The organism is Amycolatopsis sp. SB7-3 (genome assembly GCF_041021335.1).
Lineage (GTDB): Bacteria > Actinomycetota > Actinomycetes > Mycobacteriales > Pseudonocardiaceae > Amycolatopsis > Amycolatopsis japonica.
The window spans coordinates 199172-214897 of the sequence record NZ_JBFPJQ010000002.1; the positions used below are offsets into that span (position 1 = coordinate 199172).

13 protein-coding genes are annotated in these 15726 nt (G+C 69.3%); 9 read left to right on the forward strand and 4 right to left on the reverse strand.

The annotated features are described in order from the left end of the window. The first annotated feature begins 95 nt into the window (after positions 1-95). From AB8M46_RS19170 to mptB, 6 genes are all read left to right on the forward strand, one after another. Positions 96-1886 carry a hypothetical protein gene (locus AB8M46_RS19170; RefSeq protein WP_394361007.1) on the forward strand — a complete coding sequence of 597 codons (1791 nt, stop codon included), beginning with the start codon at positions 96-98 and terminating at the stop codon, positions 1884-1886. Between the two features lie 393 nt (positions 1887-2279). Continuing rightward, entirely contained in the window at positions 2280-4064 is a 1785-nt protein-coding gene (locus AB8M46_RS19175) for an ABC transporter substrate-binding protein (protein ID WP_394361725.1), read from the forward strand. An 8-nt stretch (positions 4065-4072) separates the two neighbouring features. Continuing rightward, the gene (locus tag AB8M46_RS19180) at positions 4073-5104 is read left to right on the forward strand and encodes an ABC transporter permease (RefSeq protein WP_037337648.1); all 1032 of its coding nucleotides are present in this window, start codon (positions 4073-4075) and stop codon (positions 5102-5104) included. Next, positions 5101-6006: an ABC transporter permease gene (locus AB8M46_RS19185; protein WP_037337650.1), complete on the forward strand. Its 906-nt coding sequence runs from the start codon at positions 5101-5103 to the stop codon at positions 6004-6006. The genes AB8M46_RS19180 and AB8M46_RS19185 overlap by 4 nt, the downstream gene beginning before the upstream one ends. Beyond that, a complete protein-coding gene (nikE, locus tag AB8M46_RS19190) occupies positions 6003-7673 on the forward strand; it encodes a nickel ABC transporter ATP-binding protein NikE (protein WP_394361008.1) in 1671 nt (556 codons plus the stop codon). The genes AB8M46_RS19185 and nikE overlap by 4 nt, the downstream gene beginning before the upstream one ends. 14 nt (positions 7674-7687) lie before the next feature. Next, complete coding sequence (mptB, locus tag AB8M46_RS19195) at positions 7688-9250, forward strand: polyprenol phosphomannose-dependent alpha 1,6 mannosyltransferase MptB (protein WP_394361009.1); 1563 nt, start codon at positions 7688-7690, stop codon at positions 9248-9250. A gap of 177 nt (positions 9251-9427) precedes the next feature. Here the strand turns inward: mptB and AB8M46_RS19200 are convergent, their stop codons facing one another. From AB8M46_RS19200 to AB8M46_RS19215, 4 genes are read right to left on the reverse strand one after another with little or no spacing between them, the layout of a single operon-like run. Continuing rightward, complete coding sequence (locus AB8M46_RS19200) at positions 9428-9844, reverse strand: TIGR03668 family PPOX class F420-dependent oxidoreductase (RefSeq protein WP_394361010.1); 417 nt, start codon at positions 9842-9844, stop codon at positions 9428-9430. A gap of 13 nt (positions 9845-9857) precedes the next feature. After that, on the reverse strand, positions 9858-10484 hold the full coding sequence (locus tag AB8M46_RS19205; RefSeq protein ID WP_394361011.1) for a class I SAM-dependent methyltransferase: 627 nt from the start codon (positions 10482-10484) through the stop codon (positions 9858-9860). Between the two features lie 48 nt (positions 10485-10532). Then, positions 10533-11420, reverse strand: coding sequence for an LD-carboxypeptidase (locus AB8M46_RS19210; protein WP_394361012.1), 888 nt, complete (start codon positions 11418-11420; stop codon positions 10533-10535). After that, entirely contained in the window at positions 11417-13357 is a 1941-nt protein-coding gene (locus AB8M46_RS19215; protein ID WP_394361013.1) for a S9 family peptidase, read from the reverse strand. Before AB8M46_RS19215 ends, AB8M46_RS19210 begins: the two co-directional genes overlap by 4 nt. 121 nt (positions 13358-13478) lie before the next feature. On the opposite strand from AB8M46_RS19215, the gene AB8M46_RS19220 reads away from it, so the two are divergent. Genes AB8M46_RS19220 through AB8M46_RS19230 form a run of 3 tightly spaced genes read left to right on the forward strand, consistent with a single transcriptional unit; the run spans position 13479 to position 15719 of the window. Continuing rightward, entirely contained in the window at positions 13479-14054 is a 576-nt protein-coding gene (locus AB8M46_RS19220; protein ID WP_037312366.1) for a DUF3090 domain-containing protein, read from the forward strand. 4 nt (positions 14055-14058) lie between these two features. Then, positions 14059-14841, forward strand: a complete 783-nt coding sequence (locus tag AB8M46_RS19225; protein ID WP_037337671.1) for an SCO1664 family protein — start codon at positions 14059-14061, stop codon at positions 14839-14841. Continuing rightward, positions 14826-15719, forward strand: coding sequence for an aminoglycoside phosphotransferase family protein (locus AB8M46_RS19230; protein ID WP_394361014.1), 894 nt, complete (start codon positions 14826-14828; stop codon positions 15717-15719). Before AB8M46_RS19225 ends, AB8M46_RS19230 begins: the two co-directional genes overlap by 16 nt. Positions 15720-15726: the final 7 nt, after the last annotated feature.

A 15726-nucleotide genomic window follows, 5' to 3' on the forward strand; every position in this document is an offset into this window, starting at 1 on the left:
CGTACGCCCCGGCTTGCCCGGCCGAGACCTTGCGCCTATCGTGTTACCCCAAGGTAACAGTTACTCAGGTTAGCAGGAAGGCGAGAACGGTGTTCATGGCTCAGGAGAGCCCGCCTGCCGGCGGAGCGCAATTCGGGCAGATCGTCATCGCGGGCCTGATGTTCACGGCGGTCTTCCTGCCCTTGGCCCTTTTCGTGCTTCGCGAGCGCGCGGGGAAGCGGACGGTCTTCGGTCGCGTCGCGGACTGGATGGCCGGGCTCACCGGTCTGCCGCGCTGGGCGGCACTGCCGATGTTCGTCGCCTTCCTGTCCGGGATGTCGGCACTGATCGGCGTCTACTGGGACGTGCCGATCCACATGGAACTCGGCCGCGACGAAGGCCCGCTCGCGAACCCGTCGCACTACCCGATCTACTTCGGACTGATGGGCATCTTCGCCAGCGGCGTGCTCAGCGCGACCCTGGCCACGAAGGATCTGCCCAAGCGCACGTTCAAGATCGGCCCGCACTGGCGGGCGCCGATGGGGTCCATCCAGATGATGGCGACCGGGCTGGTCGGCATCGCGGGCTTCCCGCTCGACGACGTCTGGCACCGCCTGTTCGGCCAGGACGTCACCGAATGGGGGCCGACGCATGTCCTGATGATCGGCGGCGGTGTCTGCGTCGTGCTGGGTCTGCAACTGCTGCTCGGCGAGGCGCGCCAGGTCGGTGCGACCGGACCGGTCGTGCGCCTGCTCGGCCCCGTCCTCGCCGGTGCCTGGATGATGGGCGCTTCGGCGTTCCTCATGGAGTTCGATCTCGGCGTCCCGCAGTTCCCGATGTTGTCGCAGGTCGTGCTCGTCGGCCTGATCGGCGCCTGGACGCTGACCTACGGCCGGCTTTCCTGGGGTCCCGGCGGGGCGCTGATCGTCCTCGCGGTCTTCCTCGCCTCTCGTGCTTCGTTCGCCGTCATCCCGCTGTTCGCCGACCTGCACGTTGCGTCGCTGCTGCCGTACGTCGCCGAAGCGGTGATCATCGAGGTCGTCGCCTTCGCGATGCGGAACCGTCAGGGCTACACGTTCGCCGCTGTCGCCGGTCTGCTCGTGGGGACGGCCGGGATGCTCGCCGAGGCGGCGTTCACCCATTGGCTGATGCCGAATCCCTGGCCCACGGCGCATCTGCCGCTGTTCGTCCTGTTCGGGACCGGCGCGGCGCTCGCGGGCGCGTTCATCGGGGTCTGGCAGTACCAGCGAGTGGAGGAGACGGCGACGCGGGTGCCCGCGGCCGGTCCCCGGCACGCCGTCGGGCTCGTCGGCGCGCTGGGCGCGGTCGCGCTGATGTCTGCGGTCGCCGTCCCGGCCGACCCGGAACCGGGGTTCACCGCGGACGTCCGGCTGACCGAGGCCGCGACCGGGTTGCCGATCTCGAACCCGCACGGCGGCGGCACGCCTCGCTGGGTCGACGCGACCGTCACGATCTCGCGGCCCGATCTGGCCGACGACGCCGTATGGCTGAACGGTTTCGCTTGGCAGGGCGGCGACTTCTTCACCGCGCCGCTGGAGAAGATCGGCGACGGGGTGTACCGCACGGCCCAGCCGCTGCCGGTGTTCGGCCAGTGGAAGACCGGGATCCGCGTGCACGTCCCGAACCGGGTGATGGGGCTCGCCCCGATCTACGCGCCCGCCGACCCGGCCGCGAACGCGCCGTCGATCGACGCGACGTCCGGCACGCGCCCGTTCATGTCCGAGATCGAGTTCCTGCAACGGGAGCGGAAGTCGGAGACGCCCGCGGTGCTGTGGACGGTCGCGTACGTGACCGTCGGGCTCATCTTCGCCGGGATGTGGGCGCTGTTCGCGTGGCTCTACGCGGCCGCGGCCACCGCGCGGCGGCGTGAGGTCTCCGTCGGCTGACGCCCCCGCGTTTCGTCCTCTGGATGCGGTACTTGCGCGTGCAACGACCGCATCCAGAGGACGAAACGCTTTGCTCGCACTTCGTCGCACGTATCGATTGGGCATCATCGCGCGCAAGACTTTTGCAAGCCCGCTTCCCTTGAATACCCAGGACACCGCACGTGTCGCCGGTTCGCGCGCCGAAACGGTGACGCACTGCAACGTCGGCGAGACGTAAAGTAGCTGTCGACCACGCGACGACATTCGCCGTGCACGATCGGTATTGGCGAGTCATTGCGCGGTTACCGCGACATGTGGTTACTTTTCCGCCTCGGGGGTTGGGTTACAGCGAGTTTCGATGGGGTGGTCTTCGTGCGCACAGAGCGTTTTCCGAGGCGACGGCGCGGTCTTCGCGTGGTCGCCGTCCTCGCCGCTTCGGCGGTCGCGACGGTGCCTTTCGTGCCCGCCGCGGCGGCACAGCAGCAGGGCAAGGTCCTCCGGGTGGCGCTCACGACCGGCATCGACCACCTGAACCCCTTCACCGCCCAGCTGGCGGCGTCGACCCAGGTCGGCCGGTTCAACTACGAGTTCCTGACGCTGCCTTCGGCCGAGGACACCCAGCCCACGGGCGGGATCGCGGAGTCGTGGAAGACGTCGGACGACAAGCTCACCTGGACCTTCACCATCCGTCAGGGGATGAAGTGGTCCGACGGCAAGCCGATCACCGCGCAGGACCCCGCGTACACCTTCCAGCGGATGCTCGACGACGAGAACGCCCGCACCGCGAACGGCAGCTACGTCACCAACTTCGCCTCGGTGTCGGCGCCGGACGACAAGACGCTCGTCATCAAGACCAAGGCCCCGCAGTCGAGCATGACCTCGCTCGACGTCCCGATCGTGCCCAAGCACATCTGGGAGCCGATCAAAGACCTCAACGCGCCTTCGACCGACGACATGGCCGTGGTCGGCGTCGGCAGCGGGCCGTACCTGCTGACCGAGTACAAGAAGAACGAGTTCGTGAAGTTCAAGGCGAACAAGGACTACTGGCGCGGCGCGCCCAAGGTCGACGAACTGCAGCTGCTGCAGTTCAAGGACGCCGAGGCCGCGGTCAACGCGCTGAAGCAGGGCGAGGTCGACGTCATCAACCGCCTCACGCCGACGCAGTTCGACGCGCTCAAGGGCGAGAAGAACATCACCACGAACAAGGCGCCGGGCCGCCGGTACAACGAGCTCATCATCAACTTCGGCGTCAAGAACGTGCTCGACCAGCCGATCGGTGACGGGAACCCGATCCTCAAGGATCTCCGCGTCCGCAAGGCGATCGCGCAGGCGATCGACACCAACACCATCGTCGAAAAGGTGATGAACGGCTACGGCCAGGCTGGGACCGGCGTCGTGCCGGCGATCTACAAGGCCTACACCTGGACCCCCTCCGACGCCGAGAAGACCAAGTTCGACATCGCGGCCGCGAACGCCACGCTGGACCAGGCCGGCTACGCCAAGGGAGCGGACGGCATCCGCGTCGCCCCCGGCGGCGCGAAGCTGGAGTTCCGCCTCGCCGGGCACGCGAACCGGCCGTTCGACCAGCGTGTCGCGCAGTTCGTCACCGGCTGGCTCAAGGACGCCGGCATCGGCGTCAAGCAGGAACTCGTCTCCGACGACGAACTGGACGACCGCACCACCGCGGGTAACTACGACCTCGCGATCTCCGGCTACGGCACCTCGCCCGACCCGGATTACGCGCTGAGCCTGAACACCTGCGCCGGCCGCCCGAACGCGGAGGGCAACGGCGGCAGCTCTGCGACGTTCTTCTGCGACCCGCGCTACGAAGACCTGTACAAGAAGCAGCTGACCGAGTTCGACCCGGCCAAGCGCGCCGAGCTCGTCAAGCAGGCGCAGGCCGTGCTGGCGGGCGAGTACGTCGACGTCGTCCTGGACTACGACAACGTGCTCGAGGCCTATCGCTCGGACAAGTTCTCCTCGTTCACCAAGCAGCCGCAGCCCGACGGCGCGATCCTCGAGCAGTCCGGCTACTGGGGCGTCTACGGCGCCACCCCGGCCGATGCGGCGGCGGCCGGCACTGAGGAGAGCAGCAACACCGGATTGTGGATCGGCATCGGCGCGGTCGTGCTCGTGGTGCTCGTCGGCGGCGGTGTGCTGCTCGGGCGGCGCGGCAAGTCGGCTGACGACCGGGAGTAAGAGCAGCGTTGACCGAAGCACTCAGTTCCCTCGACCAGTCCTCGGCGCTCGTCGATCCCGACGAGCGCCGGGGCGGGACCGGCACCGCCCGGTTCGTGCTCTCCAAGATCGGCGGCGCGCTGGCGAGTCTCGCGCTCGTCGTCGTGCTGGGGTTCTTCCTGTTCCGGACGCTGCCCGGTGATCCCGTGCGGTTCATGGTCCGCGACCGGCCGACCGATCCGAAGATGATGGCGGAGCTGCGCGCCCAGATGGGCGTGGACAAACCTCTGCTGCAACAGTTCTGGGATTACGTCGTCGGCCTGCTCCAGGGCGACATGGGCGTCTCGTACCTGCAGCGGCGTCCCGTCTTCGACATGATCGGCGAGCGGTTGTGGCCGACGATCCTGCTCGTCGGCAGCGCGACGGTGCTCGCGGTCGCGCTCGGTCTGTGGCTCGGCATCCGCGCGGGCTGGCGCCGGGGGAGCGGGTTCGACAAGGCGCAGACCGGGATCGCGCTGACCTTGTGGTCGGTTCCGCAGTTCTGGCTCGGGCTCATGCTGCTCGTGGCGACCGACGGGCTCTTTCCCAGCCGGGGCATGCATTCCCCGGACGTCGCGCCCGGCTTCTTCAGCGAGGGGCTCGACGTCCTCCACCATCTGGTGCTGCCGTGCGTGACCCTGCTGGTGGTGTTCTACGCGCAGTACATGCTGGTCATGCGGTCGTCGCTGATCGGCGAGATGAACTCGGACTACCTCACCACCGCGCGGGCCAAGGGCCTGCGCGACGACCTGGTGCGCAAACGGCACGCCGTGCCCAACGCCCTGCTGCCGACGGTGACGCTGGTCTTCATGCAGTTCGGCATGGTGGTCTCGGGCGCGGTCTCGGTCGAGGCCGTCTTCAGCTGGCCGGGGCTCGGGCAATTGCTCTACGAAGCGCTCCGCGGACCTGATCTGCCTGTCCTGCAAGGAGTCTTCGTCACCCTCGCCGGTGCGGTGGTGCTGATGAACCTGCTCGCGGAGTTGCTCTACCGCGTGCTCGACCCCAGGGTGCGGACGGCATGACCACAGCGGAAAAACCCGGTTCGATCGTCTGGCGGCGCCGCCGTGAGGCCGTGGCGAAGCGCTGGCACGAGTTCACGACGAACAAGGCCGGTGTCTTCGGGCTCGCCTTCCTCGGCATCCTCACCGTGCTGGCCATCCTCGCGCCGGTGATCTCGGACGAGTCCGGCCTCGACGTCACCAAGGCCCACGGCGGTTCGCTGAACCCGCCCAGCGGGGAATTCTGGCTCGGCACCGACATCGACGGCCGTTCGGTCCTGCTGATGACGTTCTGGGGCGCGCGGATCTCGCTGCTCGTCGGGTTCTCGGCGGCCTTCCTCTCGGTCCTGATCGGCACGATCATCGGGATCGCCGCCGCGCATTTCGGTGGCTGGCTGTCCGGGCTGCTGCTGCGGTTCACGGACTTCTTCCTGGTACTGCCGTCGCTCGTCCTCGCCGTGGCGCTGGCGTCGGTGCTGGAGCAGGGCGCGATGACGGTGATCGTCGCCATCGGTGTCACCGCCTGGCCGAGCACCGCGCGGCTGGTCCGCGCGCAAACGCTGACGATCGAAGGCCGTCCGTACATCGAGCGCGCGAAGGCGCTCGGCGGCGGTCACCTGCACATCGTCGGCAAGCACGTGCTGCCCGGCGTCATGCCGCTCGTGCTGGCCAACACCACGCTGGTCGTGGGCAACGCGGTCATCGCGGACGCGACGCTGGCGTTCCTCGGTGTCGGCAATCCGAACACCGTCTCGTGGGGAGCCATGCTGCAGACCGCGCTGAACAACGGCGCGATCAGCAAGGGCGCCTGGTGGAACCTGCTGCCGCCGGGTCTCGCGATCGTCGTGGTCGTCCTCGCTTTCACCCTCGTCGGACGCGCGCTGGAGACCGTGCTGAACCCACGCCTGAAGGGACAGCACTCATGAGCCCCTTGCTGGAACTGAAGAACCTCGGCGTCACGTACGCCACCGGTAGCGGCGAGGTCGCCGCCGTCCGGGGTGTCGACCTCGTGCTCGAACCCGGTGACACCCTGGGCGTCGCGGGGGAGTCGGGGTCGGGGAAGTCGACGGTCGCGATGAGCGTGCTGCGGCTGCTCCCGCGTTCGGCGAAGGTCAGCGGGGAGATCCTGCTGGACGGCGAAGACGTCACGGCCATGAAGTGGGGCAGGCTGCGCGCGGTGCGCTGGGCCGAGGCCTCGGTCGTGTTCCAGGGCGCGATGCACGCGCTCAACCCGGTGCGGAAGATCGGTGAGCAGATCGCGGAGCCGATCCGGCTGCACCCGCCCGGCGGCAAGGCGCTGTCGGACGGTGAGATCCAGGCCAAGGTCAAGGAACTGCTCGAACAGGTCGACCTGCCGCCCGGCCGGGCCGGGGCGTACCCGCACGAACTGTCGGGTGGCCAGAAGCAGCGCGTCATGATCGCGATGGCGCTGGCCTGCTCGCCGCGGCTGATCATCGCGGACGAGCCGACGACCGCGCTCGACGTCGTCGTCCAGGCCCAGGTGCTCGACCTGCTGGGCAGGCTCGTCGCCGAACAGGGGATCGGGCTGATCATGATCAGTCACGACCTGTCGGTGCTCGCCGCGACCTGCCGCCGGATCGCGGTGATGTACGACGGCGAGATCGTCGAGGAGCGGCCGAGCGCCGAGTTGATGAGCGCGCCGCACCACGACCACAGCAAGGCGCTGGCGGCCGCGTTCCCGACCGTCGGCGATCCGGTGTCCCGGTTCGCGCCCGCGACCAGCACACCGCTGCCACCGGAACCGGAACGCAGCGCCGACCAGCCCGCCTTGCTGGAAGCCGAAGACCTGCGCGTCAGCTTCCGTGACCGCAGCGGCAAGCGCATCGACGCCGTCGCCGGGGTGAGCCTGCAGGTGCGGAAGGACGAGATCGTCGCGCTCGTCGGCCAGTCCGGCTCCGGCAAGACGACGCTGGCCCGGACGCTGCTCGGGCTGCAGAAACCCGATTCCGGAACGGTGCGCTACGACGGCAAGCCGGTCCCGCTCGGTGGCGCCGGGCTCAAGGCGTACCGGCGGCAGGTCCAGCTCGTGTTGCAGGACCCGACGAGCGCGCTGAACCCGAACCACACGGTGTACGAGGCCGTCGCGGAAGGCCCGCGTATCCACGGAATGGGCGCGAACGAGCACGAGATCGTCGTCAAGGCGCTGGAAGCGGCCGAACTGCGGCCCGCGGAGAAGTTCCTCGACCGGCTTCCGCACGAGCTGTCCGGCGGGCAGCGGCAGCGGGTCGTCATCGCGGGCGCGCTCGCGCTGGACCCCGGCGTGATCGTGGCTGACGAGCCGGTGGCGTCGCTCGACGCGTCGGTGCGAGGGGAGATCCTCGCGCTGTTGCTGCGCCTGCGGCGTGAACTCGGCCTCGCCGGGCTCGTGATCACCCACGACCTCGGGCTGGCCTGGAACATCGCCGACCGGGCCGCCGTGATGTACCGAGGGGAGCTGGTGGAGGTCGGCACGGTGGAGGAGGTTCTGCTGGATCCGAAGCACGACTACACGAAGTCGCTGCTCGCCGCGTTGCCCGGTGGAACCGCGCGGGAAACCCCCATTGCCGCGCACTCGCACAGGCGCGGTGTGTAACCTCCAATCTCGAAATGGCGACCACGACAGACCCTCAGCAGACGCCCTCGGCCGGTTCCCTCGGCGAGCGGCTACGGGTGCCTTCCCGGTTCCCGTACCGCACCATCGCGATGGGAACCATCGGCAGCACGCTGCTGATGCTGGCGGCGCTCGGCGCCGGTGGCATCCTCATCCGTGACCCGATCCTGGGGCACGGGCCACTGTCGTGGATCCGCTACGGCCACGGCCGCATCCTCGCCAACGCGATGCTGTACACGGGTTTCGCGCTGATCATCTGGGCGTGGGTCCGGCTGGGCCGCTACGCGCTCGCCGGCCGGATCGGCAGCCGCCCGATCGTCATCGCCGCCGCCTGCTGGATGGCGCCGCTGCTGGTGTCGCCGCCGCTGTTCACCCGCGACGTCTTTTCCTACCTCGCGCAGGGCGCGCAGTTGCTCAACGGCCTCGACCCGTACGCCAACGGCCCAGCCGAGCTGGTCGTGCTGCCGGACGTCGTGCAGAACGTCCACCCGCTGTGGCAGACCACGCCCGCGCCCTACGGCCCGCTGTTCCTGCTGGTCGCCAAGGGGATCGTCTCGGTCACCGGCAACGACATGATCGCCGGTGTCATCGCGACCCGGCTGGTGCTGATGATCGGCCTGGTCGGGATGCTGTGGTCGCTGCCGCGGCTGGTCAAGCACCTCGGCGGCAAGCTGCCGATCACCCTGTGGCTCGCCATCGCCAGCCCGATGACGGTGATCCACCTCGTCGGCGGTCCGCACAACGACCTGCTGATGCTCGGCTTCCTCACCGTGGGCGTGCTGGCGGCGTTGGAGCGCAAGCACGTCGTCGCGATCGTCCTGGTCACCATCGGCATGCTGATCAAGCCGACCGCGGCGTGGGCGCTGCCGTTCCTGGTCTGGGTGTGGGCGAACCACCTGCCCGGCGACCGGAAGGTGGTCAACTTCTTCCGCGCGGGCGCCGCGTCGGTCGGGATCTTCCTGCCGGTGTTCGTCGCGGGCACCTGGCTCTCGCTCGGGTCGGTCAACCTGGGCTGGCTGACCGGCCTCAAGGCGCCGACGCTGATCGCGAACTGGATGAACTTCCCGACCGGGATCGGCGAGATCTTCTACTCGCTGGTGAACCTGGTGATCGACGTCGAGGTCTCGCCGTTCGTCACGGTGTTCCGGGCCATCGCGATGGTCGGCCTGTTCGTCTTCGCCGGCTGGCAATGGTGGCTGGCGCGCGAAGGCGGTTACCCGGCGATCCACCGGATGGCGATCGTCCTGCTGGCCGGCGCGATCGTCCCGCCGCCCTCGCTGCCGTGGTACCTGACCTGGGGTTTCGTGGTCTTGTCGGCCTTCGAATGGCGTCGCCGGAACCTCGCGGTCGTCGTCGCGGTGTCGGTGTTCGTGACGCTGGTCTATTACCCGACGGGGGAGCAGGCGCTGTACGACTGGTGGTTCATGGCCGGTGTCGTCGCGGCGAGCGTGTACGCGGCCGCTTCGCTGCTTCGGCCGGATCCGCTGGGGATCATCGCTGCTTGGCGGGGGAAGCCGGTGGAGCAGTTCCTGCCGGCTGAAGCTCCTCGCTCGTCCTGACTTTTGGTACATGAAGGCCCCCTTCCTTGCGTCTAGCGCAAGGAAGGGGGCCTTCATGTACTGAGGCAAGGGATTTTCGCTGCGGTTTGGCCGGACTTTGCCTACCAAAAGTGTATAACGACCTATACGGCGTGGCGAAGGTCGTGTTGCAGCAAAACGGCAACACGACCAAAAAGCTCAAGAAGAGCGCCATCCGCTCCAAGAATGGACGAGCGTGGTGACCACGGCGTGCGGAGGAGGCTGCGCTTCGTACTGCGGGTACTTCTCGCGCAGCAGCCTCACCGGCAGGGCCTGCTCGTCGGGATCCGTCAGAACCCGGGCGACGCCGTCCGCCCGGGCCCACCACAGCCCGGCCCAGTCCTCGTCGTAGTGGTCGGTCAAAAAACTGACCACCGGGTTCTCCGCGATGTTCTTCAGTCGCCGCAACGCCGTCGTGCTCTTCGGCTTGTGATCGATCGCGAAGGCGACCGAGTCGCCTTCGACGACGAACGTCACCGGCACGAGATGGGGGACGCCGTCCGCGCCGGCCGTCGCGAGCCGCGCGATCCGCTCGCCTTCGAACCGTGACAGGGCTTCGGCAGGCGACATCCGCATGCCATGACGGTACCTAGCCCGAGCGGCGCACGCGGAGCACGTTGTCCGCCCGCGTTCCGTGCTGCCCCTCCGGACCGGGGAAGTCGTGCGTGATCGTTTCCTGCCGCTCGACCGTCCATTCACCGTCGGCCAACGCCAGCGCTTCGAGGACCTCGTCGGTCGTCGGGAAGCGGACGTCCTTGTGCGGCGGCTCGTCCATCCAGGTCGGCCAGCCCGCGTGACCGGCGACCACCAGGGTGCCGTCAGGTGCGACCGCCTCGGTGGCGCGGCGAAGCGCCTTGTCCCGCTCGCCGTCGACCGCGACAGGGGAGTGGAAGAACTGGGCGGAGACGAGGTCGAAATGGCCCTCCGGGAACGATTTCGCCAGGTCGTGGCGCTCCCAGGTGATGCCCTCGGCGCCGGCCTCGGCCGCGTGGGCGGCGGCGCGCTGGAGCGCGACGTCCGAGATGTCGACGGCGGTGACGCGCCAGCCCTGCTGGGTGAGCCAGATGGCGTCACCGCCCTCGCCGCAGCCGAGGTCGAGCGCGGTGCCCGGCGTGAGGGCGGCGACCTCGTTCACCAGGATCGGGTTCGCCTTCCCGCTCCAGACCTGGTCTTTGTCCCGGTAGAAGTCTTCCCAGAACTGCTGTGTCGAATCCATGACCGCAAGATGCCCTCGGTCCGGCCGTCTCCGCAAGTTCCGTTGCCGTTATGGCAAAAGTTGGAGCGTTCCCGCGTCGGCGTCGAGGGTGGCCCGTGCTCCGAGGGGGATGGTCGGCGACGCCGGGACGTGTCCGACGCCGAAGTCCCACGAGATGGGCACGCCGAGCGGTCCGAGCCGGTCGAGCATCAGGGCGCGGATCTCCTCGGGGTCACCGCAGGACTTCCATGAACCGAGCACGATGCCACGGACACCGTCGAGCCAGCCGGAACGCAGCAGCTGGGTGAGCATCCGGTCGATCCGGTAGAGGCTCTCGGTGACGTCCTCCAGCAGCACGATCGACTCGCGCGCCGAGCCCTGTTCCGGCGTGCCGAGACCGGCCGTCAGCAGGGCGAGGTTGCCGCCGATGAGCGTCCCGGTCGCGGTGCCCGGCACCAGCGGCGACGACGTCGGCGAGGTGATCAGCCGGACGCCTTCCGGTTCGAACAGCGAAAGCCGCAGGTGTTCGGCGGCCACCGCGTCGAACAGGGTGGTCGCGGGCATCGGCGAGAACAGCGTCTCCAGTCCCAAGTGGACGTTCACCGCGCGGTGCAGCGCGGTGACGTCGCTCGACCCGGCGAACATCTTGGGCCCGGCCACCTTCAGCGCCGCCCAGTCGATCAGGTCGAGCATGCGCTGCGAGCCGTAGCCGCCGCGGGCGGCGAGGACGCAGGTCACTCCCGGGTCCAGCCAGGCCCGGGTGAACTCGGCGGCCCGGTCCTCGTCGGAAGCCGACAGGTAACCGGCGGAGGTCGCACGGACGCATTCGCCGACGTGGACCTCGACGCCCCAGCCGCGGAGCACCGGCAGCGCCTTCTCGACGAGGTCCGGCGGAACCGGGCCCGCCGGGGCGACCAAGGCGATCGTGTCGCCCGGTCGCGTCTTCGGTGGCCTCACCGGCTCAGCCGGAGCTTCGGCACGCCGGGTGTCTCGAAGCCGAAGACCTGACCGTAGAACGACAACTCCGCTTCGAGCGCGGCCACGATCGTCTCCGCCTTCCGGAACCCGTGCTGTTCGCCCTCGAACCGCAGGTACGCGTGCTCGATGCCGCGTCCGGCCAGTCCGGCGACGAAGCGGTCCGCCTGCTCGGGTGGGCAGATCTCGTCCTCCAGACCCTGCAGGAACAGCAGGGGACCGGCGAGAGCGCCCGCGTTGTTGATCGGTGACCGGTCGCGGTAGCGCTGCTCGGTCTCCGGCAGCGGTCCGATCAACCCGTCGAGGTAGCGGGACTCGAAGTCGTGTGTTTCGCCGCCGTCACCGGTCCACTGGGTGAGGTCGAGGATCGGATACATGACGGTGCCCGCGCGATAGGTCGTCGTCGTGGTCAGGGACGCGGCGGAGGTGTAGCCGCCCGCGCTGCCGCCGCGGATCGCGAGCCTGTCACCGTCGACGGTGCCTTCGGCGGCAAGGGTTTCGGCGACGGTGACGCAGTCGGCGACGTCGACGACGCCCCACTGCTCGCGCAGCCGTTCGCGGTAGGCGCGGCCGTAGCCGGTCGAGCCGCCGTAGTTCACCGTGACGACGGCGATCCCGCGGCTGGTGAAGTAGGCGATCTCGTGGTCGAGCACCGCGCTGTCGCGGCCGGTGGGCCCGCCGTGCGGGTACACGAACAGCGGTGGCAGTTCTCCGTCCGGCGCGGCGAAGTCGGGGTTCGCGGGGAGGTAGAGGAAGGCGGGGATCCGGTCGCCGTCGTCGGTCTTGAAGATCCGCTCGACGGGCGTCGACAGGTAGTCGGGCGAAGGCGGTTCGGGTGCCGAAGCCAGTTCGGTCACCGTCCCACCGGCGAGATCGACCTGGACGACGGCGGCTTCGCGTTTCGGGCCCGCCGCGACGCCGACGACGCAGCCTTCGTGGACTGCCAGCCCGTTGGTGGACCACGCGGTCAGGTCGGCGGCGGCCGCCACCGGGGTCAGTTCCCGCGTCGCCTCGTCGAGGACGGCGAGCTTGCCCGAGGCGATGACGGCGAAGCGGCCGCCTCCGAGTGGCGTGAACCAGCGGGCGCCGAGTTTCCACTGCGCACCGCCGATCTCCTGTTCGGCCGGGGCCAGGTTGGTGATGCCGCCGTCGAGCCCGACCCGGTGCAGGTTCCACCAGCCGTGCGGGTCGAGCAGGGCCAGCAGGCTGTCCGCCGACTCCCAGTCGACCTGGCAGACGGAGACATCGGCCGCGCCGGCGAGTACGCGGTGCGGCCCGAAGGTCCCGTCTTCGCGGAGTTCGGCGACGCACAGTTCGGTGCCGTCCCAAGGCATCGCGGGGTGGTTCCAGCCGAGCCACGCCGCACGTTTCCCGCCGGGCGAGAGCTGCGGTGCGGTGAGGAAGTGATGGCTGGCGGTCAGCACGCGTTCCGGACCGCCGTCGAGGGGGACCGCGATGAGGTCGCGGGCGATGTCGACGCGGCGAGGGCCGGTGCTGCGCTCGCGGACCATCCACACTTCGCCGGGCAGGCCGGGCCGGAGGTCGCTGTAGCGGATCTGGTGCCGCGTCGCCGGTTCCGGGGTCAGCGGCGTCGTTTCGCCGGTGGTGAGGTCGCGACGGTAGACGCGCTGATCCGTCCAGTGGGTGAAGACCAGGACGTCGTCGAGGACGAGCCAGGGACGGCCGCCGTACTCGTGGACCCGGTTCCGGACGTTCCAGGGAGCGGGAAGGACGTCTTCGACCGTGCCGTCGGCGCGGGACCGCACGAGGGTCACGCGGCCGCCTTCACCTGTTCTCGCTTCGGCCCACCAGACCTCGTTTCCCGCCGTTCCGAGCCATTGCGCGCTGACTCCCGAGGCCGCGACGTCGGCGGCCGACAGGGGAGACGTCCAGGTGCCGTAAGGGGCGATCTCAACCACAGGGGAAGCCTAGGTTCGGCTCTTTGCCTATGACGGCTCGGGGCGCAGCGGTTTCGCCCTGGGCTGAACCGTGGGGCGGCGGATGCCGATCATGGGGCCGTGGCCTAGGGTCAAAGGTGCCATGTCTCGCGTAATCCACGTCTTCCGCCAGCCCGACCGGTTCGTCGCAGGAACCGTCGGTGAGCCCGGCGACCGCACGTTCTACCTCCAGGCGTCCGAGGACGTCCGCACGATCAGTGTGACGATCGAAAAGCAGCAGGTCGTGGTCTTGGCCGAGAGGCTCAGCTCGCTGCTGGAAGAGGTCGCCAGCCGGTTCGGCGCGGACGTACCGGACGACGCGCCCGACGAGCTCCTCGACGTCGACCCCCTGACCGTCCCGGTCGAGGAGGAGTTCCGCGTCGGCACGATGGGGCTCGGCTGGGACGCCGACAGCAGCGCCGTCGTCATCGAACTGCTCGCCATGACGGAAGGCGAGGTGGACGAAACGGTCGTTCTGGACGACACCGAAGAGGGGCCGGACGCCGTCCGCGTCTTCCTGAGCCCCGGTGCGGCGCGCGCCTTCGCGGAACGGGCGGACCGGGTGGTCAACGCCGGCCGCAAACCGTGCCCGCTGTGCGCGGAACCGCTCGATCCGGCGGGCCACATCTGCCCGCGGCAGAACGGGTACCGGCGCGACGTCGACGTTCTCGAGGACTGACGAGGTGACGGAGACTTCGCGGGACCTGGTGACGCGCGGCAAGATCGACGTCGAAGGCAGGCTCGTCGACGCCTCCAACGTCACGCTGTTCTGCACGATCGAGCTCGACGGCGTCACCGGCAACGTCGTGTACAAGCCGGTTTCCGGTGAGCGGCCGCTGTGGGACTTCCCGGACGGGACGCTCGCCGGCCGTGAGGTCGCGACGGCGATGATCGCCGACGCCTCCGGGCTCGGCGCGATCCCGCCGACGGTGCTGCGCGACGGTCCGTTCGGGCCCGGCATGGTGCAGCTGTGGATCGAGACCACCGACGAGGAACTGGTCGACGTCCGGTCCCCGGACAGCGTGCCGGACGATTGGCGCGTCGTGCTGCACGCGCACGATCGCGACGGCGAACCCGCGGTGCTCGCGCACGCGAACCGGCAGGGGATGCGGGAACTGGCCGTACTCGACATCGTGGTCAACAACACCGACCGCAAGGGCGGGCACGTGCTCGCCGGCGCCGACGGCCGCGTCTACGGCGTGGACCACGGGATCTGCCTGCACACCGACCCGAAGCTGCGGACGGTGCTCTGGGGCTGGATCGGCGAGCGGCTGACCGACGACGAGATCGGCAAGCTGCGTGGCCTGCGCGAGAAGCTGGACGGCGAACTCGGTGACGCGCTCGGTGAGCATCTCACCGGGTTCGAGATCCGCGCGCTGGCCGAGCGCACCGAACTGCTGCTGGCCGAGGCTGTCTTCCCGGAGCCGGGCGACGACTGGCGTGCCATCCCGTGGCCGTTGTTCTGATCGACGACGAGGCGCGTGCGCGTCTGGTCACGCGGTTCGGGGCGGAGGTCGCGGCGTGGTGCGACGAAGTGCCCGCTCTCGTGGCGCGGCTGGCGGCACGGTGGGGGCTCACCGTCGTCGACGCGAAACCGGGTAACACCGGGCGGACCCTGATCTGTGCCGGGAACGACGGAGCCAAGAAGGTCCTCAAGCTGACGCCGGATCACGCGATCGCCGCGTCGGAGGCCGCCGCGCTGCGGGCGTGGGACGGCTGCTCGCGCGTCGTGCAGGTGCTGGACACCGCACTCGCCGACGGGGCGATCCTGCTGGAAGGCATCGACCCGGGCACGCAGCTGCTGGAGGCGGGGGCGAACGTCCCGTGGGCCGAGGTCGGCGATCTGCTGGTCCAGATCCACGCGGTGACCCCGCCGCCGGAGTTCTCGACGCTGGAAGACCGTGTCGTCTTCATGTACGACCTGGCCGAGCGTGGGCTGCGCGGTTCGGTGGCGGAAGCCACGCTTTCGCTGAAGACCCTCGATCGGGCGAGGCGGCGGGCGCTCGCGCTGGCGACCGGCGGGGGAGGGCACGCGATCGTGCACGGCGATCTGCATCCGGGCAACGTCCTCGACGGCGGGTCCGGGAAGGGTGCGGTCGCGATCGATCCGCGGCCGAGTGTCGGTGATCCGTGGTTCGATCTGGCCGACTGGGTCACGTTGCCGATGCGCGACGGCGGAACGCTCGAAGACGGTTTCGACGCGATCGCGCCGTATCTGCCGGGTTTCGACGCCGAACGGGTACGCGCGTGGTGCGTCGCGCTCGCGCCGCTGTTCGTGATGCGCCCGCTGGAGCGGGGCGAGCGGACCCCGTTCGTCGAAACGATGCTGCGGATGGCCGACTGACCGGCGT

Excerpts from the sequence above, each read along its gene's own strand:
- AB8M46_RS19170 (WP_394361007.1), top strand. The coding sequence starts at position 96 with ATGGCTCAGGAGAGCCCGCCTGCCGGCGGAGCGCAATTCGGGCAGATC.
- nikE (WP_394361008.1), top strand. The coding sequence starts at position 6,003 with ATGAGCCCCTTGCTGGAACTGAAGAACCTCGGCGTCACGTACGCCACC.
- mptB (WP_394361009.1), top strand. The coding sequence starts at position 7,688 with ATGGCGACCACGACAGACCCTCAGCAGACGCCCTCGGCCGGTTCCCTC.
- AB8M46_RS19205 (WP_394361011.1), bottom strand. The coding sequence starts at position 10,484 with ATGGATTCGACACAGCAGTTCTGGGAAGACTTCTACCGGGACAAAGAC.
- AB8M46_RS19200 (WP_394361010.1), bottom strand. The coding sequence starts at position 9,844 with ATGCGGATGTCGCCTGCCGAAGCCCTGTCACGGTTCGAAGGCGAGCGG.
- AB8M46_RS19220 (WP_037312366.1), top strand. The coding sequence starts at position 13,479 with ATGTCTCGCGTAATCCACGTCTTCCGCCAGCCCGACCGGTTCGTCGCA.
- AB8M46_RS19185 (WP_037337650.1), top strand. The coding sequence starts at position 5,101 with ATGACCACAGCGGAAAAACCCGGTTCGATCGTCTGGCGGCGCCGCCGT.